The sequence below is a fragment of the Enterobacter sp. DVT3837 genome, assembly GCF_056238685.1.
On record NZ_JBWDLA010000002.1, the window covers coordinates 140,932 to 162,290 of the forward strand.

At 53.6% G+C, this 21,359-nt stretch carries 19 protein-coding genes; all 19 read left to right on the top strand.

What is annotated here, in order from left to right:
• Positions 1–87 precede the first annotated feature (87 nt).
• On the top strand, positions 88–930 hold the full coding sequence (gene wcaA / locus AC0XWG_RS15530) for a colanic acid biosynthesis glycosyltransferase WcaA (protein ID WP_028016369.1): 843 nt from the start codon (positions 88–90) through the stop codon (positions 928–930).
• Positions 930–1,421, top strand: coding sequence for a colanic acid biosynthesis acetyltransferase WcaB (gene wcaB / locus AC0XWG_RS15535; protein WP_023312402.1), 492 nt, complete (start codon positions 930–932; stop codon positions 1,419–1,421). The genes wcaA and wcaB overlap by 1 nt, the downstream gene beginning before the upstream one ends.
• A complete protein-coding gene (gene wcaC, locus AC0XWG_RS15540) occupies positions 1,418–2,635 on the top strand; it encodes a colanic acid biosynthesis glycosyltransferase WcaC (protein WP_475680804.1) in 1,218 nt (405 codons plus the stop codon). The genes wcaB and wcaC overlap by 4 nt, the downstream gene beginning before the upstream one ends.
• Entirely contained in the window at positions 2,610–3,830 is a 1,221-nt protein-coding gene (gene wcaD / locus AC0XWG_RS15545) for a colanic acid polymerase WcaD (protein WP_475680805.1), read from the top strand. The genes wcaC and wcaD overlap by 26 nt, the downstream gene beginning before the upstream one ends.
• A gap of 12 nt (positions 3,831–3,842) precedes the next feature.
• Positions 3,843–4,589, top strand: a complete 747-nt coding sequence (wcaE, locus tag AC0XWG_RS15550) for a colanic acid biosynthesis glycosyltransferase WcaE (RefSeq protein ID WP_134707763.1) — start codon at positions 3,843–3,845, stop codon at positions 4,587–4,589.
• A gap of 16 nt (positions 4,590–4,605) precedes the next feature.
• A complete protein-coding gene (wcaF, locus tag AC0XWG_RS15555) occupies positions 4,606–5,154 on the top strand; it encodes a colanic acid biosynthesis acetyltransferase WcaF (RefSeq protein WP_475680806.1) in 549 nt (182 codons plus the stop codon).
• 23 nt (positions 5,155–5,177) lie between these two features.
• The gene (gmd, locus tag AC0XWG_RS15560) at positions 5,178–6,299 is read left to right on the top strand and encodes a GDP-mannose 4,6-dehydratase (RefSeq protein ID WP_028016374.1); all 1,122 of its coding nucleotides are present in this window, start codon (positions 5,178–5,180) and stop codon (positions 6,297–6,299) included.
• 2 nt (positions 6,300–6,301) lie between these two features.
• Positions 6,302–7,267 (top strand): GDP-L-fucose synthase, encoded by a 966-nt coding sequence (fcl, locus tag AC0XWG_RS15565; RefSeq protein ID WP_134707764.1) that lies wholly within the window; start codon positions 6,302–6,304, stop codon positions 7,265–7,267.
• Positions 7,268–7,269: 2 nt separating this feature from the next.
• Complete coding sequence (locus AC0XWG_RS15570; protein ID WP_475681113.1) at positions 7,270–7,749, top strand: GDP-mannose mannosyl hydrolase; 480 nt, start codon at positions 7,270–7,272, stop codon at positions 7,747–7,749.
• Positions 7,746–8,969, top strand: a complete 1,224-nt coding sequence (gene wcaI / locus AC0XWG_RS15575) for a colanic acid biosynthesis fucosyltransferase WcaI (RefSeq protein WP_134707765.1) — start codon at positions 7,746–7,748, stop codon at positions 8,967–8,969. Before AC0XWG_RS15570 ends, wcaI begins: the two co-directional genes overlap by 4 nt.
• A 3-nt stretch (positions 8,970–8,972) precedes the next feature.
• Complete coding sequence (gene cpsB / locus AC0XWG_RS15580) at positions 8,973–10,409, top strand: mannose-1-phosphate guanyltransferase (protein WP_028016378.1); 1,437 nt, start codon at positions 8,973–8,975, stop codon at positions 10,407–10,409.
• Positions 10,410–10,518: 109 nt separating this feature from the next.
• Positions 10,519–11,889, top strand: coding sequence for a colanic acid biosynthesis phosphomannomutase CpsG (gene cpsG, locus AC0XWG_RS15585; protein ID WP_129325206.1), 1,371 nt, complete (start codon positions 10,519–10,521; stop codon positions 11,887–11,889).
• Between the two features lie 46 nt (positions 11,890–11,935).
• A complete protein-coding gene (gene wcaJ, locus AC0XWG_RS15590; RefSeq protein ID WP_475680807.1) occupies positions 11,936–13,330 on the top strand; it encodes an undecaprenyl-phosphate glucose phosphotransferase in 1,395 nt (464 codons plus the stop codon).
• A gap of 1 nt (position 13,331) precedes the next feature.
• A complete protein-coding gene (wzxC, locus tag AC0XWG_RS15595; protein WP_049008274.1) occupies positions 13,332–14,810 on the top strand; it encodes a colanic acid undecaprenyl disphosphate flippase WzxC in 1,479 nt (492 codons plus the stop codon).
• A 17-nt stretch (positions 14,811–14,827) separates the two neighbouring features.
• Entirely contained in the window at positions 14,828–16,108 is a 1,281-nt protein-coding gene (gene wcaK, locus AC0XWG_RS15600; RefSeq protein ID WP_128347490.1) for a colanic acid biosynthesis pyruvyl transferase WcaK, read from the top strand.
• Complete coding sequence (wcaL, locus tag AC0XWG_RS15605) at positions 16,105–17,325, top strand: colanic acid biosynthesis glycosyltransferase WcaL (RefSeq protein ID WP_128347491.1); 1,221 nt, start codon at positions 16,105–16,107, stop codon at positions 17,323–17,325. The genes wcaK and wcaL overlap by 4 nt, the downstream gene beginning before the upstream one ends.
• Before the next feature lie 12 nt (positions 17,326–17,337).
• Positions 17,338–18,735 carry a colanic acid biosynthesis protein WcaM gene (gene wcaM / locus AC0XWG_RS15610; RefSeq protein ID WP_128347492.1) on the top strand — a complete coding sequence of 466 codons (1,398 nt, stop codon included), beginning with the start codon at positions 17,338–17,340 and terminating at the stop codon, positions 18,733–18,735.
• Positions 18,736–18,915: 180 nt separating this feature from the next.
• Complete coding sequence (locus AC0XWG_RS15615) at positions 18,916–19,911, top strand: NAD-dependent epimerase/dehydratase family protein (protein WP_128347493.1); 996 nt, start codon at positions 18,916–18,918, stop codon at positions 19,909–19,911.
• Positions 19,912–20,126: 215 nt separating this feature from the next.
• A complete protein-coding gene (gene galF, locus AC0XWG_RS15620) occupies positions 20,127–21,023 on the top strand; it encodes a GalU regulator GalF (protein WP_128347494.1) in 897 nt (298 codons plus the stop codon).
• The last annotated feature ends 336 nt before the right edge of the window (positions 21,024–21,359 follow it).

Genomic DNA, 21,359 nt, shown 5'->3' on the forward strand with positions numbered 1-21,359 from the left:
TCACCCTGACCCTCTCCTCTGAGGGGAGAGCCGCTTTTCTCCCTCTCCCTCCGGGAGAGGGGCGGGGTGAGGGATAAGGGGAAGACCATGACCACACAACGCCCTTTAGTTTCAATCTATATGCCGACATGGAATCGTCAGCAGCTGGCGATCCGTGCAATCAAATCTGTACTGCGACAGGATTACGATAACTGGGAGCTGATCATCGTTGATGACTGTTCCTCCTCTTTCGAGCAATTGCAGAAATTTGTGGCCGACCTCAACGACCCGCGCGTGATGTATACGCATAACGAGATTAATTCCGGCGCGTGTGCAGTACGCAATCAGGCGATCACGCAGGCCAAAGGGCAATACCTGACCGGAATTGATGACGATGACGAATGGACGCCGAACCGTCTGTCGACATTCCTGTCACACAAGGAACAGTTGGTCACGCATGCTTTCCTGTATGCCAACGATTATGTCTGTCAGGGCGAAGTCTACTCGCAGCCTGCCAGCCTGCCGTTGTACCCGAAATCACCGTACTCCCGCCGCCTGTTCTACAAGCGCAACATTATTGGTAACCAGGTCTTTACCTGGGCGTGGCGCTTTAAAGAGTGCCTGTTTGATACCGAACTCAAGGCCGCGCAGGATTACGACATCTTCCTTCGGATGGTGGTGGAATACGGTGAGCCGTGGAAAGTGGAAGAGGCCACGCAGATCCTGCATATCAACCACGGGGAGATGCAAATCACCTCCTCGCCGAAGAAATTCTCGGGCTACTTCCATTTTTACCGCAAGCACAAGGACAAGTTTGACCGTGCCAGCCGGAAGTATCAGCTCTTTACCCTCTATCAGATCCGCAACAAGCGCATGAACTGGCGCACGTTGCTGACATTGCTGTCCGTGCGTAACGGCAAGCGTCTGGCTGACGGGCTTCGGGGGAAATAATGTTTCTGGAAGATTGCCGCGCAAACAGCTGGAGCCTGCGCCCGTGCTGCATGGTCCTGGCCTACCGCATCGCGCACTTTTGCTCGGTGTGGCGTAAGAAAAATGTGCTGAACAATATCTGGGCTGCACCGGTGCTGGTGCTGTACCGCATCATCACTGAATGCTTTTTTGGTTATGAGATTCAGGCCGCAGCCACCATTGGCCGCCGCTTTACCATCCACCACGGCTATGCGGTGGTGATCAACAAGTTCGTGGTCGCCGGGGATGATTTCACTATTCGTCATGCGGTCACCATCGGTAACCGTGGGCCAGACAGTCTGGCGTGCCCGGTTATCGGCAATAACGTTGAGCTGGGCGCGAACGTGGTGATCATTGGCGATATTACGATTGGTAATAACGTCACCATTGGCGCTGGCAGCGTGGTGCTGGACAGCATTCCGGATAACGCGCTGGTGGTGGGAGAAAAAGCCCGCGTGAAGGTGATTAAATGAATATTCTGCAATTTAACGTACGCCTCGCAGAAGGCGGGGCGGCCGGCGTGGCGCTGGATCTGCATCAGCGCGCGCTGCAAAAAGGACTTCAGTCTCGTTTTATTTACGGCTATGGCAAGGGCGGCAAGAAAAGCGTCAGCCACGATCGCTATCCGCAGGTGTTGAAACAGACCCCACGATTGACGTCGATCGCCAACATTGCGCTGTTCCGCCTGTTTAACCGCGATCTGTTTGGCAACCTGAATAACCTCTACCGCACCGTGACGCGAACCACCGGTCCGGTGGTGCTGCATTTTCATGTGTTGCACAGCTACTGGCTCAACCTGGAAGAGGTGGTCGCGTTTTGTGAGAACGTGCAGGCACATAAACCGGACACCCGCTTTGTCTGGACGCTGCACGATCACTGGAGCGTGACCGGCCGCTGTGCGTTTACCGACGGTTGCGAAGGCTGGAAAAATAACTGCCGGAAATGCCCGACATTAAGTAACTACCCACCGGTGAAAGTGGATCGTGCTCATCAACTGGTGGAGGGTAAGCGCCAGCTGTTCCGCGACATGCTTTGGCTGGGGTGCACGTTTATCTCCCCAAGCCAGCATGTGGCGGATGCGTTCAACAGCCTTTACGGGGCAGGGCGCTGCAAGATTATCAACAACGGCATCGACGTGGCGACGGAAGCCATTCTTGCCGAGCTGACTCCGGTGGCCGAAACCACGGGCAAACCGAAAATCGCTATCGTTGCGCATGACCTGCGTTATGACGGTAAAACCAATCAGCAGCTGGTGCGCGACATGATGGCGCTGGGCGACAACATCGAGCTGCATACCTTCGGCAAGTTTTCCCCGTTCGAAGGGACAAACGTGGTCAATCACGGGTTTGAAACCGACAAACGCAAACTGATGAGTGCACTGAACGAAATGGATGCCTTGGTGTTCAGCTCCCGCGTGGATAACTACCCCCTGATCCTTTGCGAAGCACTCTCTATCGGCGTGCCGGTGATTGCCACCCACAGCGACGCTGCGCGCGAAGTGCTGGAAAAATCGGGCGGTAAAACGTTCGCTGAAAACGAGGTGCTGCCGCTGGTGCAACTGCCGAAAGCCGATATCGCGCAGGCCGTATTTGGTACTGACCTGGAATCGTTCCGCAAGCGCAGCCGCAAGGCCTACAGTGGACAACAGATGCTGGAGGAGTATGTCTCGTTCTATCAGAATCTGTAGTTATCTCCTGCTGCCGCTGATCTACCTGCTGGTTAACGTTAAGATTGCCCAGCTTGGCGAAAGCTTCCCGATAACTATCGTCACTTTCTTGCCTGTCCTGCTTCTGCTGTATGTCGATAAAATCAACCTTAAGAAGCTGATGATTGCCCTGGGGATGGGGACGGGCCTGACGCTATTTAACTACATCTTTGGTCAGTCACTGGATGCCAGTAAATACGTCACCTCGACCATGCTGTTTGTTTATATTGTCATTATTATCGGAATGGTCTGGAGTATTCGGTTTAAAATCATTTCTCCACACAATTATCGGAAAATCCTTAGGTTCTTTTATATTGCCGTTGCGTTAATTGTTATGCTTGCTGCACTGGAAATGGCACAAATTATTCTCACAGGTGGTAGTAGCCTGATGGAGATAATTTCGAAATATCTCATTTACAGTAACAGCTATGTATTGAACTTCATCAAGTTTGGCGGGAAGCGTACTACGGCCCTCTATTTTGAACCGGCGTTTTTCGCTCTGGCGTTAATCTCAATTTGGCTCAGCATCAAACAGTTTGGTATCAAAACGCCTAAGACCGATGCTATGATTCTTGCAGGAATTGTTCTGTCAGGATCGTTCTCAGGGGTAATGACATTTATCCTGTTTTACCTGCTGGAGTGGGCGTTCCAGTACCTGAACAAAGAGGCAATTAAGAAAAAACTGCCGCTGGCAATTATCTCCCTGACGGTATTTATGGTAGGCGTGATATTTGCTTTCCCGTACATCTCAGAACGTCTGGGCGATTTGGGAACGGAAGGGTCTTCATCTTATTATCGCATCATTGGTCCGCTGGTGATGGTGGGTTATTCCTTAACCCATATTGATGGTGTAGTAAGATTTGGCTCACTTTACGAATATGTTGCATCATTCGGAATCTTTAACGGTGCGGATGTCGGTAAAACCATAGACAATGGTCTGTATCTGTTAATTATTTATTTTTCGTGGTTTGCCGTACTGTTGACAATTTGGTATCTGTTTAAAGTTTTCAAAATGATGATTAACGCGTTTGGTGATAACCAGAACTTTCGCGTGCAGCTTTATCTGTTTACGCCAGTGTCGCTGTTTTTTACCGGTTCAATATTTAGCCCGGAATATGCTTTCTTAATTGTTTGTCCGTTTATTCTGCGTAAAGCGCTTAATATTACGAATTCATGACGAGGTGGTCTTATGTTTCTAAGCGTCATTACTGTCGCTTTTCGTAATTACGAAGGGGTGGTAAAAACCTGGCGCTCGCTGCGCAATCTGGCGCGCGATCCGAGCCTTACCTTTGAGTGGATCGTGGTTGATGGCGGGTCGAACGATGGCACGGCGGAGTTTCTGGAAAAACTCAACGGTGAGTTCAACTTACGCTACATCAGTGAGAAAGATAAAGGCATCTACGATGCGATGAATAAAGGCATTGAGATGGCGCAGGGGCGTTATGCGATCTTCCTGAACTCTGGCGATGTGTTCCACGACGACGTGGCGATGTTTGCCCGACAGCTGGCTCGCCAGAAAGAAGAGGCCATGTTTATTGGCGATGCGCTGCTCGATTTCGGGGATGGACATAAAGTTTGCCGCAGTGCGAAGCCGGGTTGGTATATCTATCACAGTCTACCCGCCAGTCATCAGGCCATTTTTTTTCCGGTAAAAGGTCTGAAAAAACAGCCGTACGACTTGCAGTATAAAGTGTCATCCGATTATGCACTGGCAGCCAGTTTATATAAGTCTGGCTACCCGTTCCGTCGAATTAAGGGGCTGGTGTCCGAATTTTCCATGGGCGGTGTATCCACTTCGAACAACCTGGAGTTGTGCCAGGATGCAAAAAACGTACAGCGAAAAATATTGCGCGTGCCGGCCTTCTGGGCAGAACTGTCTTATTTATTACGTCTGAAAACCACAGGTAAAACCAAAGCCTTATATAACAAAGCCTGAAATATAAGGAAACGCAATGCAGGATCTTAAAGGATTCACCGTGCCGAAAGGTTTTCGCGGGGGCAACGGTATTAAGGTGCAGTTGTGGTGGGTCGTTCAGGCAACGTTATTTGCCTGGTCGCCGCAAATACTCTACCGCTGGCGAGCATTCTTATTGCGGCTGTTTGGCGCAAAAATCGGAAAAAACGTAGTTATTCGCCCGTCGGTAAAAATTACCTATCCCTGGAAATTAACGCTTGGGGATTACGCATGGGTAGGGGATGACGCGGTGTTATATACCCTTGGCGAAATTACGATTGGCGCAAATTCGGTGGTTTCACAGAAGTGTTATCTGTGTACCGGCAGCCACGACTTTATGAGTCAGCATTTTGATATTACCGCGTCACCTATTGCGATCGGTGACAAATGCTGGCTGGCGACAGATGTTTTTGTTGCACCGGGTGTTTCTGTTGGCGATGGCACGGTAGTGGGTGCCCGCAGCAGCGTTTTTAAATCGCTACCGGCAAATAAAGTTTGCCGTGGCAACCCCGCAGTGGTGATACGCGAACGCGTTGAAACTGATTAAATTCATAAGTAGAGGAATAAAACATGTCTAAAGTCGCTCTCATCACCGGCGTTACCGGACAGGATGGTTCTTACCTGGCAGAGTTACTGCTGGAAAAAGGGTATGAAGTGCACGGTATTAAACGTCGTGCGTCGTCTTTCAACACTGAACGTGTGGATCATATTTATCAGGATCCACACGCGGCGAACCCTAAATTCCATCTGCACTACGGCGACCTGACCGATACCTCCAACCTGACCCGTATTCTGCAGGAAGTGCAGCCGGATGAAGTGTACAACCTGGGCGCGATGAGCCACGTAGCCGTTTCTTTCGAATCCCCGGAATACACCGCTGACGTTGATGCCATGGGCACCCTGCGTCTGCTGGAAGCGATTCGTTTCCTTGGTCTTGAGAAGAAAACCCGTTTCTACCAGGCATCTACCTCTGAGCTGTACGGTCTGGTGCAGGAAATCCCGCAGAAAGAGACCACGCCGTTCTACCCACGTTCACCCTACGCGGTAGCAAAACTGTACGCCTACTGGATCACCGTAAACTACCGTGAATCCTATGGCATGTACGCCTGTAACGGCATTCTGTTCAACCACGAATCTCCACGCCGCGGCGAAACCTTCGTGACCCGCAAAATCACCCGCGCTATCGCGAACATCGCGCAGGGTCTGGAATCGTGCCTGCACCTCGGCAACATGGACTCCCTGCGTGACTGGGGTCATGCCAAAGACTACGTGAAAATGCAGTGGATGATGCTGCAGCAGGACAAACCAGAAGACTTCGTCATTGCGACCGGCGTGCAGTATTCCGTCCGTCAGTTCGTTGAAATGGCTGCGGCACAGCTGGGCATCAAACTGCGCTTTGAAGGCACCGGCGTGGATGAGAAGGGCATTGTGGTTTCCGTCACTGGCCACGACGCACCGGGCGTGAAGCCAGGCGACGTGATTGTTCAGGTTGACCCGCGTTACTTCCGTCCTGCTGAAGTGGAAACCCTGCTCGGCGACCCAACCAAAGCGCACGAGACCCTGGGCTGGAAACCAGAGACCACTCTGCAGGAGATGGTTTCCGAGATGGTAGCCAAAGATCTTGAAGCAGCGAAAAAACACTCCCTGCTCAAGTCTCATGGCTACGAGGTTGCCATCGCGCTGGAGTCCTGAAAATGACAAAACAACGTATTTTTGTCGCCGGTCATCGCGGAATGGTGGGGTCCGCGATTGTTCGCCAGCTGGAGCAGCGCGGTGACGTTGAAGTGGTTGTCCGCACGCGTGACGAGCTAAACCTGCTCGATAGCCGTGCGGTACAGGACTTCTTTGCAAACGAACGCATTGACCAGGTGTATCTGGCGGCGGCGAAGGTGGGCGGCATTGTCGCCAACAACACCTACCCGGCGGATTTCATCTACGAGAACATGATGATTGAGAGCAACATCATTCACGCGGCGCACCTGCACAACGTGAATAAGCTGCTGTTCCTCGGCTCATCCTGTATCTACCCGAAAATGGCAAAGCAGCCCATCGCCGAAAGCGAACTGCTGCAGGGGACGCTGGAAGCGACCAACGAACCTTACGCCATCGCCAAGATTGCCGGGATCAAGCTGTGCGAGTCTTACAACCGTCAGTATAACCGAGACTATCGCTCGGTGATGCCGACCAACCTGTACGGGCCGCACGACAACTTCCACCCGAGCAACTCGCACGTGATCCCGGCGCTGCTGCGTCGTTTTCACGAGGCGACTGCCGAGAACGCGCCGGATGTGCTGGTGTGGGGCAGCGGCACGCCAATGCGTGAATTCCTGCACGTGGACGACATGGCGGCCGCCAGCATTCACGTGATGGAGCTGGATCGCGAAGTGTGGCAGGAGAACACCGAGCCAATGCTGTCGCACATCAACGTCGGTACCGGCATTGACTGCACCATCCGCGAGCTGGCGCAAACCATCGCGCAGGTGGTGGGCTACAAAGGCCGCGTGGTGTTTGACGCCACGAAACCGGACGGCACGCCGCGCAAACTGCTGGACGTGACCCGTCTGCATCAGTTGGGCTGGTATCACGAGGTGTCACTGGAGCAGGGACTGGCCAGTACCTACCAGTGGTTCCTGGAAAACCAGCACCGCTTCCGGGGGTAATGATGTTTTTAAGTCAGGAAGATTTTGCCACGATCGTTCGTTCCACTCCGCTCATCTCAATAGATTTGATTGTGGAGAACGAACGCGGCGAGTTCTTGCTGGGGAAACGAACCAACCGTCCTGCAAAGGGCTTCTGGTTCGTGCCCGGCGGGCGCGTGCAGAAGGATGAGACGCTGAGCGATGCGTTTGAGCGTCTCACTCTGGCGGAACTGGGCCTTAAGCTGCCGATGGCGGCGGGCCAGTTTTACGGGGTCTGGCAGCACTTCTATGACGATAACTTTTCGGGCACCGGGTTCAGCACGCACTACATCGTGCTGGGGTTCCGCCTGAAGGTGCATGAGGCAGACCTGCGTCTGCCTGATGCTCAGCATGACGACTACCGCTGGCAGACGCCAGAGGCGTTGCTCGCGAGCGACAATGTTCACGACAACAGTCGGGCGTATTTCCTTGCGGATCGTCAGGCCGGAGTGCCGGGCTTATGAAAATTTTGGTGTATGGAATCAACTACTCGCCGGAGCTAACCGGTATCGGGAAATACACCGGCGAGATGGTCGAGTGGATGGCGAGCCAGGGACATGACGTGCGGGTCATTACCGCGCCGCCGTACTACCCGGAATGGAAAGTGGGTGAGCGCTACTCAAGCTGGCGCTACCGGCGCGAGGAGGGGGCGGCTACCGTCTGGCGCTGCCCGCTGTATGTGCCTAAGCAGCCGTCAACGCTGAAACGCTTGATTCACCTTGGCAGCTTTGCCCTGAGCAGTTTTTTCCCGCTGATGGCGCAACGTCGCTGGAAGCCGGATCGCATCATCGGTGTGGTGCCGACGCTGTTTTGCACGCCAGGCATGCGCCTGCTGGGCAAACTCTCCGGCGCGCGCACCTTGCTGCATATTCAGGATTATGAAGTGGACGCCATGCTTGGCCTGGGGATGGCAGGCAAAAGTAAAGGCGGCAAAGTGGCGAAACTCGCCAGCGCGTTTGAGCGTAGCGGTCTGCATAACGTGGATTATGTCTCGACCATCTCGCGCTCAATGATGAACAAAGCGCAGGAGAAGGGCGTTCCGGCTCAGAAGGTGATCTTTTTCCCCAACTGGTCCGAAGTGGCGCGTTTTCGCGACGTAACTGAAAGTGACGCTCAGGCGCTACGCGCCCAGCTCGGTTTGCCTGATGATCAAAAAATCATTCTTTACTCAGGCAATATCGGCGAAAAGCAGGGGCTGGAGAGCGTGATTGAAGCGGCCCAGTTGCTCAGCAAGCAGCCGTGGATGTTTGTGATTGTCGGGCAGGGGGGTGGAAAGGCGCGGCTGGAAAAAATGGCAAGCGAACGCGGCCTGACCAACGTGAAATTCTTCCCGCTTCAGTCCTACGAAGCTCTGCCTGCGCTGCTGAAGATGGGCGATTGCCATCTGGTTGTGCAGAAGCGTGGCGCGGCGGATGCGGTGCTGCCGTCCAAACTGACCAACATTCTGGCAGTGGGTGGCAACGCGGTGATTACAGCAGAAGCCGAAACAGAATTAGGCCAGCTGTGTAACAGCTATCCGGGGATTGCCGTGTGCGTGGAGCCGGAATCGGTCCCGGCGCTGGTTACCGGCATTGAACAGGCACTTGCCATGCCAAAAGTGAACACGGTGGCACGTGAATATGCCGAACGCACGCTCGAAAAAGAGAACGTGTTGAGCCAATTTATTGCAGATATACGGGGATAAATCATGAGTCAAACCACTTTGTATCCGGTTGTGATGGCTGGTGGCTCTGGTAGCCGGTTGTGGCCGCTGTCCCGCGTGCTCTATCCAAAACAGTTCCTCTGCCTGAAAGGGGATCTCACCATGCTGCAGACCACGGTGAACCGTCTGCATGGCGTGGAGTGTGAAAGCCCGGTGGTGATTTGTAACGAACAGCACCGTTTTATCGTGGCTGAGCAACTGCGCCAGCTGAATAAACTCACCGAAAACATCATTCTGGAGCCGGCCGGTCGTAATACCGCGCCTGCTATCGCCCTGGCAGCCCTGGCAGCAAAACGCAGCAGTCCGGATTGCGACCCGCTGATGCTTGTGCTGGCGGCAGACCACGTTATTCAGCAGGAAGAGGCGTTTCGCAATGCAGTGCGTGCGGCCATTCCTTATGCCGAAAGCGGCAAACTGGTGACGTTCGGCATCGTGCCGGATCTCCCGGAAACCGGCTATGGCTACATTCGCCGTGGCAGCGTGACGCCCGGTGAAGGCGACAGCGTGGCGTTTGACGTGGCGCAGTTTGTTGAAAAACCGAATCTGGAAACCGCGCAGGCCTATGTCGCCAGCGGTGAATACTACTGGAACAGCGGGATGTTCCTGTTCCGCGCCGGACGCTATCTGGAAGAACTGGAAAAATATCGCCCGGATATTCTGAACGCCTGCGAAAAGGCGATGGCAGTGGTGGACCCGGATCTCGACTTTATCCGCGTGGATGAAGAGGCTTTCCTCGCCTGCCCGGAAGAGTCTATTGACTATGCGGTGATGGAACGCACGGCTGACGCCGTCGTGGTACCGATGGATGCGGGCTGGAGCGATGTTGGCTCCTGGTCATCGCTTTGGGAGATCAGTGCCCACACCCCGGAGGGAAATGTCCACCATGGTGATGTAATCAGCCATAAGACGGAAAACAGCTACGTTTACGCTGAATCCGGGCTGGTTACCACGGTGGGCGTGAAAGATCTGGTGGTGGTGCAAACGAAAGACGCGGTGTTGATTGCCGACCGTAACGCGGTGCAGGACGTTAAAAAAGTGGTGGAGAAGATTAAGGCCGATGGTCGTCATGAACACCACATTCACCGCGAAGTGTACCGTCCGTGGGGGAAATATGACTCCATCGACGCGGGCGATCGCTATCAGGTGAAACGCATCACCGTGAAACCGGGTGAGGGTCTGTCGGTGCAGATGCACCATCACCGCGCCGAGCACTGGGTGGTGGTGGCAGGTACCGCGAAAGTCACCATTGACGGTGAAGTCAAACTGCTGGGTGAAAACGAGTCCATTTACATTCCACTGGGGGCGACGCACTGTCTGGAGAACCCCGGGAAAATTCCGCTCGACTTAATTGAGGTACGCTCCGGCTCGTATCTGGAAGAGGACGATATCGTGCGCTTCCAGGACCGCTACGGGCGCGTGTAACACCGTCTTTAACGCCGGATGGCGCTTCGCTTATCCGGCCTACGAATGAATAAAAACAATTTTGCCTGTTAATCGGGCGGGCCGACTGTTGCCTGAAAAAGGGGTCATCATGGAAAAGTTAACCTGTTTTAAAGCCTACGATATTCGCGGCAAGCTGGGCGAAGAGCTGAATGAAGACATCGCGTGGCGCATTGGTCGCGCGTACGGCGAATATTTAAAACCGCAGACCATCGTGCTGGGCGGCGACGTGCGTCTGACCAGTGAGTCCCTGAAGCTGGCGCTGGCGAAAGGGCTGCAGGATGCGGGTGTGGACGTGCTGGATATCGGTCTCTCCGGGACCGAAGAGATTTACTTTGCCACCTTCCACCTGGGCGTGGACGGCGGTATCGAAGTAACGGCCAGCCACAACCCGATGGACTACAACGGCATGAAGCTGGTTCGCAAGGGCGCGCGCCCAATTAGCGGCGACACCGGCCTGCGCGACGTGCAGCGTCTGGCGGAAGCTAACGATTTCCCGCCGGTGAACGACGCGAAGCGCGGCAGCTACAAAAAAATCAATCTGCAAAAAGAGTACATCGACCATCTGCTGGGCTACATCAACGTGGCGAACCTCAAGCCGCTGAAGCTGGTGATTAATTCCGGTAACGGCGCGGCCGGTCCGGTTGTCGATGCCCTGGAAGCCCGTTTTAAGGCGCTGAACGTGCCGGTGACCTTCGTCAAAGTGCACAACACCCCGGACGGCAACTTCCCGAACGGTATTCCTAACCCGCTGCTGCCGGAGTGCCGCGACGACACCCGCAACGCGGTGATTGAGCACGGCGCGGACATGGGCATCGCCTTTGACGGCGACTTCGACCGCTGCTTCCTGTTCGACGAGAAAGGGCAGTTCATCGAGGGCTACTACATTGTCGGCCTGCTGGCGGAAGCGTTCCTTGAGAAAAACCCGGGCGCGAAAATCATTCATGACCCGCGTCTCTCCTGGAACACCGTCGATGTGGTGTCCGCGGCAGGTGGCACGCCGGTGATGTCCAAAACCGGTCACGCCTTCATCAAAGAGCGCATGCGCGAAGAAGACGCCATTTACGGCGGCGAGATGAGCGCCCACCACTACTTCCGTGATTTTGCCTACTGCGACAGCGGGATGATTCCGTGGCTGCTGGTCACCGAGCTGCTGTGCCTGAAGGGACAGACGCTGGGCGAGCTGGTGCGCGACCGTATGGCGGCGTTCCCGGCGAGCGGGGAGATTAACAGCAAGCTGGCGGAGCCAGCCGAGGCCATTGCCCGCGTGGAGCACCACTTTGCCCTGCACGCGCTGGAAATTGACCGCACGGACGGCATCAGCATGGCGTTCCCGCAGTGGCGCTTCAATCTTCGTTCCTCGAACACTGAGCCGGTGGTGCGCCTGAACGTGGAGTCCCGTGCGGATACTGCGCTAATGGAAGCACGAACGAAGGACATTCTGGCGCTGTTGAATCAGTAAAAATTGCCCCTCCCGGCGGGAGGGGGAACCGAAAACAGGAACAACGATGACGAATCTAAAAAAACGCGAGCGAGCGAGAACGAATGCATCGTTAATCTCTATGGTGCAGCGTTTTTCTGATATCACCATCATGGTCGGTGGATTATGGGCGGTGTGTCGGATCGGCGGGCTACCGTTCTTATACATGCATCTGCTGATGGCATTGATTGCGCTGGTTGTGTTTCAGATGATCGGCGGGATGACGGATTTCTACCGCTCGTGGCGCGGTGTGAAAATGACCACCGAACTGCTGCTGCTGCTGCAGAACTGGACCTTAAGCCTGATCTTCAGCGCGGGTCTGGTGGCGTTTAGCCATGATTTCGATAATCGCCTCGTGACCTATCTGTGCTGGTATCTGCTCACCAGCGTTGGCATGGTGGTCTGCCGTTCCCTGATCCGCTTTGGCGCGGGCTGGCTGCGTAACCGGGGTTATAACCGTCGCTTTGTCGCCGTGGCCGGTGATTTGCCGGTGGGGCAGGTGCTACTCGACAGCTTCCGCAAAGAGCCGTGGTTAGGTTTTGAAGTGGTCGGGATTTATCACGAACCTAAGCCTGGCGGCGTGCCTGCGGGCTGGGCCGGCAATTATGACCAGCTTATCGACGATGCGAAAGCCGGCAAAATTCACAACGTCTACATTGCCATGCAGATGAAAGACGAATCCCGCATTAAGAAACTGATGCGTGAACTGGCGGATACCACCTGTTCGGTGATCCTGATCCCGGACGTCTTTACCTTCAACATTCTTCACTCCCGTATTGAAGAGGTGAACGGTGTGCCGGTCGTACCGCTGTACGACACGCCGCTGTCGGGTATTAACCGCGTGCTAAAGCGCCTGGAAGATATCGTGCTCTCTTCGCTGATTTTGCTGCTGATCTCTCCGGTGCTGTGCTGCATCGCGCTGGCAGTCAAGCTGAGCTCTCCGGGGCCGGTCATCTTCCGCCAGACCCGCTACGGTATGGACGGTAAGCCGATCATGGTGTGGAAATTCCGCTCCATGAAGGTGATGGAGAATGACAAGGTGGTGACGCAGGCAACGCAGAACGATCCGCGCGTCACCCGCGTGGGTAACTTCCTGCGCCGTACCTCACTTGATGAGCTGCCGCAGTTTATCAATGTGTTCACCGGCGGGATGTCGATTGTTGGCCCGCGTCCGCATGCGGTGGCGCATAACGAACAGTACCGCTCGCTGATTGAAGGTTACATGCTGCGCCATAAAGTGAAGCCAGGCATTACCGGCTGGGCGCAGATCAACGGCTGGCGCGGAGAAACCGACACGCTGGAAAAAATGGAAAAACGCGTTGAGTTTGACCTGGAGTACATCCGCGAATGGAGTCTCTGGTTCGATATCAAGATTGTTTTTCTGACCATCTTCAAAGGTTTCGTGAACAAAGCGGCGTACTAAGATGAGCTTACGTGAAAAAACCATCAGCGGGGCGAAGTGGTCAGCGATGGCGACCATCGTCATCATTGGCCTCGGTCTGGTGCAGATGACCGTGCTGGCGCGCATTATTGATAATCACCAGTTCGGCCTGCTGACCGTCTCGCTGGTGATTATCGCCCTGGCCGATACGCTGTCTGACTTTGGTATCGCCAACTCGATTATCCAGCGCAAAGAAATCAGCCATCTTGAACTGACCACGCTCTACTGGCTGAACGTGGGGCTGGGGATTTTCGTGTTTGTGCTGGTGTTCCTGCTGAGCGATACCATCGCCAGCGTGCTGCACAACCCGGATCTCGCTCCGCTGATGCGCACGCTGTCGTTTGCTTTCGTGGTGATCCCGCACGGACAGCAGTTCCGCGCGCTGATGCAAAAAGAGCTGGAGTTCAACAAGATCGGCATGATTGAGACCAGCGCCGTTCTGGCGGGCTTTACCTTCACCGTGGTGAGCGCCCATTTCTGGCCGCTGGCGATGACCGCTATTCTGGGATACCTGGTTAACTCTGCCGTGCGTACGCTGCTGTTCGGTTATTTTGGCCGCAAGATCTACCGTCCGGGGTTGCATTTCTCTCTCGCTTCCGTTTCGTCCAACCTGCGCTTTGGCGCATGGCTGACGGCTGATAGCATTATCAACTACGTCAACACCAACCTTTCCACGCTGGTGCTGGCGCGTATTCTCGGCGCGAGCGTGGCGGGGGGCTACAACCTGGCCTATAACGTCGCGGTCGTTCCTCCGATGAAGCTGAACCCGATTATTACCCGCGTGCTGTTCCCGGCGTTCGCCAAGATCCAGGACGACACCGAGAAGCTGCGCGTCAACTTCTACAAGCTGCTTTCCGTGGTGGGAATTATTAACTTCCCGGTGCTGCTGGGGCTGATGGTGGTATCCAGCAACTTCGTGCCGCTGGTGTTTGGCGAGAAGTGGAACGGCATCATCCCGATCCTGCAGCTGCTGTGCGTGGTGGGGCTGCTGCGCTCCGTAGGGAACCCGATTGGGTCCCTGCTGATGGCAAAAGCGCGCGTGGACATCAGCTTTAAGTTCAACGTGTTCAAAACCTTCCTGTTTATCCCGGCGATTATTGTTGGCGGACATATGGCGGGGGCCATCGGCGTCACGCTGGGCTTCCTGCTGGTGCAGATCGTCAATACCGTTCTGAGCTACTTCATCATGATCAAGCCGGTGCTGGGCTCCAGCTACCGTCAGTACATCCTGAGCCTGTGGCTGCCGTTCTATCTCTCATTGCCAACCCTGGCGGTGAGCTACGGTCTGGGTGTGCTCCTCAATGGTCATCTGCCGCTGGCCGCGCTGCTGGCGGTGCAGGTAGTGGCGGGTGTGCTGGCATTCGGCGTGATGATTGTGCTTTCACGCAATGCGCTGGTGGTAGAGATGAAGCGCCAGTTTTGCCGTAACGAAAAAATGAAAACGCTGCTTCGCGCAGGCTAGTTATTTAAGAGGCCATTATGAAATTATTAATTCTTGGCAACCATACCTGCGGCAACCGTGGCGACAGCGCCATCCTGCGCGGTTTACTGGATGCGATTAACACCCTTAAGCCTGAGACCGAAGTGGACGTGATGAGCCGTTATCCGGTGAGTTCATCCTGGCTACTGAACCGCCCGGTAATGGGTGACCCGCTTTACAGCCAGATGAAACAGCATAACAACGCCGCGGGCGTGATGGGGCGCGTGAAGAAAGTCCTGCGCCGTCGCTACCAGCATCAGGTGCTCCTCTCCCGTGTGACCGATACCGGCAAGCTGCGTAACATTGCTATCGCGCAGGGCTTTACCGATTTCGTTCGTCTACTGTCGGGTTACGACGCCATTATCCAGGTCGGCGGCTCGTTCTTCGTCGATCTCTACGGCGTGCCGCAGTTTGAGCATGCGCTGTGTACGTTCATGGCGAAAAAGCCGCTGTTTATGATTGGTCACAGCGTCGGGCCCTTCCAGGACCCGCAGTTTAACCAGCTGGCAAACTATGTCTTCGGCCACTGCGATGCCCTGATCCTGCGCGAGTCGGTCAGCCTTGAGATGATGAAGCGCAGCGAGATCGACACCTCAAAAGTTGAGCACGGCGTGGACACGGCCTGGCTGGTGGATCACCAGGACGACAGCTTCCAGGCAAGCTACGCGGTGCAGCACTGGCTCGACGTGGCGGCGACACAGAAAACCGTCGCAATAACCCTGCGCGAGCTGGCGCCTTTTGATAAACGTTTAGGCACGACGCAGGCGGCGTATGAAAAAGCCTTCGCCGACGTGGTGAACCGCGTGCTGGACAGCGGTTATCAGGTACTGGCGCTTTCCACCTGTACCGGTATCGACAGTTACAATAAAGATGATCGCATGGTCGCGCTGAATCTACGCAGCCTGGTTAATGACCCGTCCCGTTATCACGTGGTGATGGATGAACTCAACGATCTTGAGATGGGCAAGCTGCTCTCTGCCTGCGACCTGACGGTGGGCACGCGCCTGCACTCGGCCATTATCTCCATGAACTTCGGTACGCCAGCCATTGCCATCAACTATGAGCACAAGTCTGCAGGGATAATGCAGCAGCTTGGAATGCCGGAAATGGCCGTGGATATTCGTCATCTGCTGGATGGTTCGCTCGGTGCGATGGTGGGGGACACCCTGGGTCAGTTACCTGCCATCAATGAACGCCTGGCCGTTGCGGTGAAAGCCGAACGTGAAAAGGGGATTGGGATGGTGAAATCGGTGCTTGACCGTGTCCGGGAGGGGAAATGAAGGTTGGTTTCTTCTTACTGAAATTTCCGCTGTCGTCTGAAACGTTTGTCCTGAACCAAATCACCGCGTTTATCGATATGGGATATGACGTGGAGATTATCGCCCTGCAAAAGGGCGATACCAAAAACACCCATGCGGCCTATACCCAGTATGGGCTGGAGGCGAAAACCCGCTGGCTGCAGGATGAGCCGTCCGGGAAGCTGAATAAGCTACGCCACCGCGCCAGCCAGACTTTACGTGGATTCCATCGTGCATCGACATGGCGGGCGCTGAATGTTTCCCGCTATGGGTCCGAATCTCGCAATCTGATCCTGTCGGCCATCTGCGGACAAACGGCGCAGCCGTATCGTGCGGATGTGTTTATCGCCCACTTTGGCCCGGCGGGCGTCACCGCCGCGAAGCTGCGCGAGCTGGGCGTGATTGACGGTAAAATTGCGACCATTTTCCACGGTATCGACATTTCCAGCCGCGAAGTTTTGAACCACTACACGCCGGAGTATCAGCAGCTTTTCCGACGCGGTGACATGATGCTGCCCATCAGCGACCTGTGGGCTGGACGCCTGAAAAACATGGGCTGTCCGGGAGAGAAAATAGCCGTTTCTCGTATGGGCGTGGATTTAACGCGCTTTACCCGCCGTCCGGTGAAGGTGCCGGGTAAACCGCTGCAGATCATTTCTGTTGCGCGTTTGACGGAGAAGAAAGGTCTGCATGTGGCTATCGAAGCCTGCCGGCAGCTGAAAGCGCGTGGGGTAGATTTCCACTATCGCATTCTCGGCATTGGACCGTGGGAGCGTCGACTGCGCACGCTGATTGAACAGTATCAACTGGAAGACGTCATCGAGATGCCGGGCTTCAAGCCAAGCCACGAGGTCAAGGCCATGCTTGATGAGGCGGATGTGTTTCTGCTGCCCTCGGTGACGGGTGCCGATGGCGATATGGAAGGTATTCCGGTGGCGCTGATGGAGGCGATGGCCGTCGGTATTCCGGTGGTTTCTACCCTGCACAGCGGGATCCCGGAGCTGATTAAGTCTGACCATTCCGGCTGGCTGGTGCCGGAGAATAATGCTATGGCGCTGGCCGATCGATTAGCGGCATTTAGCGACATCGACCAGCAGGCGCTGGAGCCTGTGCTCCACAATGCCCGACAAAAAGTTGAAACCGATTTTAACCAGCAGGTGATTAATCGCCAGTTAGCGAGCCTGCTGCAAACGCTGTAACGCCGAGGTTGTATGCTGAAAAAGATTACCCGACGCACCTTTGTCTCTTCTATGTCCGTTCTGGCGGCCACGCCGCTGTTGTCGTCCCGCATTGCGCGGGCGGCAACCGGAAAGACGGTCTCTGTTAATCAGTACAATAACAACGACTGGATTGCCGCCTTTAAGCAGGCGTTTAACGACGGTGATACGGTCGTTGTACCTGCGGGACTCACCTGCGAAAACATCAATACGGGCATTTTCATTCCCGATGGTAAAACGCTGCTGATCCGCGGGGCATTAACCGGCAACGGCCGCGGCCGCTTTGTGTTGCAGGAAGGCAGCAAAGTGATCGGTGAAGGCGGGGGGCGTACAGAGAATATCACCCTGGACATTCGCGGCTCTGACTGCGTGATTAAAGGGCTGGCGATGAGCGGTTTTGGTCCTGTGGCGCAGATCTACATCGGCGGCAAGAAACCGAGCGTGATGCGCAATTTGTTGATTGATAACATCAGCGTCAGTCAGGCCAACTACGCCATCTTGCGCCAGGGTTTCCATAATCAGGTGGACGGTGCCCGCATCACCAACAGCAAATTTAGCCACCTGCAGGGCGATGCGATCGAGTGGAACGTGGCCATCAATGACCGCAATATCCTGATTTCCGACCATGTCATCGACAACATTAACTGCACTAACGGCAAGATCAACTGGGGCATCGGCATTGGCCTTGCCGGGAGCACTTATGATAATGACTATCCGGAAAAACAAACCGTCAAGAACTTCGTGGTGGCAAACATCACGGGCAGCAACTGTCGTCAGCTAGTGCACGTTGAAAACGGAAAACATTTTGTTATCCGCAATATTAAGGCCAAAAACATAACCCCTGACTTCAGTAAAAAGGCGGGAATAGACAACGCCACCGTCGCTATTTATGGTTGTGATAATTTCATTATTGATAATGTCGATATGGTCAATAGTGCCGGTATGTTAATCGGTTACGGGGTGATAAAAGGCGATTATTTGTCCATTCCGCAGAACTTCAAACTCAACAATATTCGTCTGGATAATCGGCAGCTGGCGTATAAGCTGCGCGGAGTACAAATTTCATCCGGTAACGCGACGTCTTTTGTGGCGATTACCAACGTTGAGATGCAGCGCGCTACCCTGGAACTGCACAATAAGCCACAGCATCTTTTCTTACGAAATATCAATGTTATGCAGGAAGCTGCCGTGGGGCCTGCCCTGAAGATTAATTTCGACCTGCGTAAGGACGTTCGGGGCAAATTTATGGCCAAAGACGAGACGCTGCTGTCGCTGGCGAACATCAAAGCGGTTAATGAGAAGGGACAAAGCTCGGTGGATATTGACCGGGTGGATCAGCAGGTTGTGAATGTGGAAAGGCTGAATTTTGCGCTTCCATCAATGCGAAAGTGAATTTTTAAGAGGCATAGCACGGACTCATCGTAAACACCTAAAATTTGTTACTGAACTCAGCGATTTTAGGGTTTATAATCCGTGCCACAATTTCCAGATTTGTCTTGTCATTAGCGATACCTCACGGAATATCATGACTCCCGGAGGTTTGCCAAACACACATAACGCATTGAGTGGTTTATGAACGATAAAGTTTTGTTTATTGGCGCGTCCGGTTTCGTTGGGACTCGTTTGATCGAGATTTCTAAGTCCGAGTTTGATGTTACCAACTTCGACAAACAGCAGAGTCATTTCTATCCAGATATTACTGTTTCTGGTGATGTGCGTAATCAGGAGCAGCTCGATCAAGCACTTGCCAGTTTCGGAACGGTGGTACTGCTAGCTGCCGAACATCGTGATGATGTTAGCCCGACTTCACTCTACTATGATGTAAACGTACAGGGTACACGTAATGTACTGGCAGCAATGGAAAAAAATAATGTTAAGAACATTATTTTTACCAGTTCAGTTGCTGTTTATGGTCTCAATAAAGTGAATCCTGACGAATCTCACCCGCACGATCCTTTTAACCACTATGGCAAAAGTAAGTGGCAGGCGGAAGAGGTACTGCGTGAATGGTTCAACAAAGCGCCTGAAGAGCGATCTCTTACGATTATCCGTCCAACGGTCATTTTTGGTGAGCGCAATCGAGGCAATGTCTTCAATCTTCTGAAGCAAATTGCGGGTGGAAAATTCGCAATGGTGGGCGCCGGAACTAACTATAAGTCAATGGCTTATGTAGGTAATATTGTTGAGTTTATCAAATTCCGATTGAGCAACGTCAAACCTGGTTACGACGTATACAACTATGTCGATAAACCCGATCTGAATATGAATCAGCTGGTTGCCGAAGTAGAAAAGAGCCTGAGCAAAAAAATCCCATCAGTACATCTCCCTTATCCTTTAGGGATGCTCGGCGGTTATTGCTTTGATATTCTGAGCAAAGTTACCGGCAAGAAGTATGCGATTAGTTCCGTACGTGTAAAAAAATTCTGTGCCACCACTCAGTTTGATGCAACTAAAGTGCACACCTCTGGTTTTAAAGCGCCTTACACCCTATCTCAAGGACTGGACCGTACGTTGAAGTACGAGTTCGTGCATGAGAAGAAAGATGACATCACGTTTGTTTCTGAGTAGCAACGGATGATCTGGGATTTGTCGGAATCACGTTTTTAATCTTCATTATTGATAGGGTTTCCGACGATTCTGGGTCACACTTATGACGTAATGAGTTTTAGTAATCAGAGTTCTGAGCCAAACGTGATTTGCATTTGACGCAGTAGACTTTCTTCATCAGGCATTTTTCCTGACACGGTTTATACTTCGTCAACCATATTAAGGTGGAAGAGATAATGATCAATTTGAAAGCAGTCATTCCGGTAGCAGGTCTGGGCATGCATATGCTGCCGGCCACAAAAGCCATTCCTAAAGAGATGCTGCCGATCGTCGATAAACCAATGATTCAGTACATTGTCGACGAGATTGTTGCTGCAGGGATCAAAGAAATCGTTCTGGTTACCCACTCTTCCAAAAATGCGGTAGAGAACCACTTCGACACCTCTTACGAACTCGAAGCTCTGCTTGAGCAGCGTGTTAAACGTCAGTTGCTGGCGGAAGTTCAGTCTATTTGTCCTCCAGGCGTGACCATTATGAACGTGCGCCAGGCGCAGCCGCTGGGTCTCGGCCACTCCATTCTGTGTGCCCGTCCGGTTGTGGGTGATAACCCATTCATCGTTGTGCTGCCGGATATCATTATTGATACCGCTTCTGCCGATCCGCTGCGTTATAACCTGGCGGCAATGGTGGCACGTTTCAATGAAACAGGCCGCAGCCAGGTGCTGGCAAAACGCATGAAGGGCGATCTCTCTGAGTACTCTGTTATCCAGACGAAAGAAGCGCTAGAGACAGAAGGGCAGGTGAGTCGCATCGTTGAGTTCATCGAAAAACCGGATCAGCCACAGACGCTGGATTCCGATCTGATGGCGGTTGGCCGCTATGTGCTGAACGCCGATATCTGGGCCGAACTGGAAAAAACCGAGCCAGGTGCCTGGGACCGTATTCAGCTGACTGATGCGATTGCCGAACTGGCGAAGAAGCAGTCTGTTGACGCGATGCTGATGACTGGCGACAGCTATGACTGTGGTAAGAAAATGGGCTATATGCAGGCGTTTGTGAATTACGGGCTGCGTAATCTGAAGGAAGGGGCGAAGTTCAGGGCCCGTATTGAGAAGTTACTGGCAAGCGACTGATATTTCTGCCACGACTTGAACAAGCGGCAGTCATTATTTTGGTGTGTTGAAATATAACCCAAATGATGACTGCCGTTTTTTGTTATTAATTCTATGATTACATAGAGTTATCGGGTTTAAATCTCGACAGCTTTGTAGCGATTTGTGCTTGTTTCTGAGGTCGTTTAGGACGACAATTAACGCCAGTTTTTGCCTGAATCCAGGCAACAGAATCATTTAATCCAACATCGCTCAGTGCACTGGTAGCTGTTAAGCCAGGGGCGGTAGCGTGCTCAATTTCTGAAACCGTCAAAAAACGATCGGGTTCAGAGCGTAAGTATCCAGACATTTCCAACA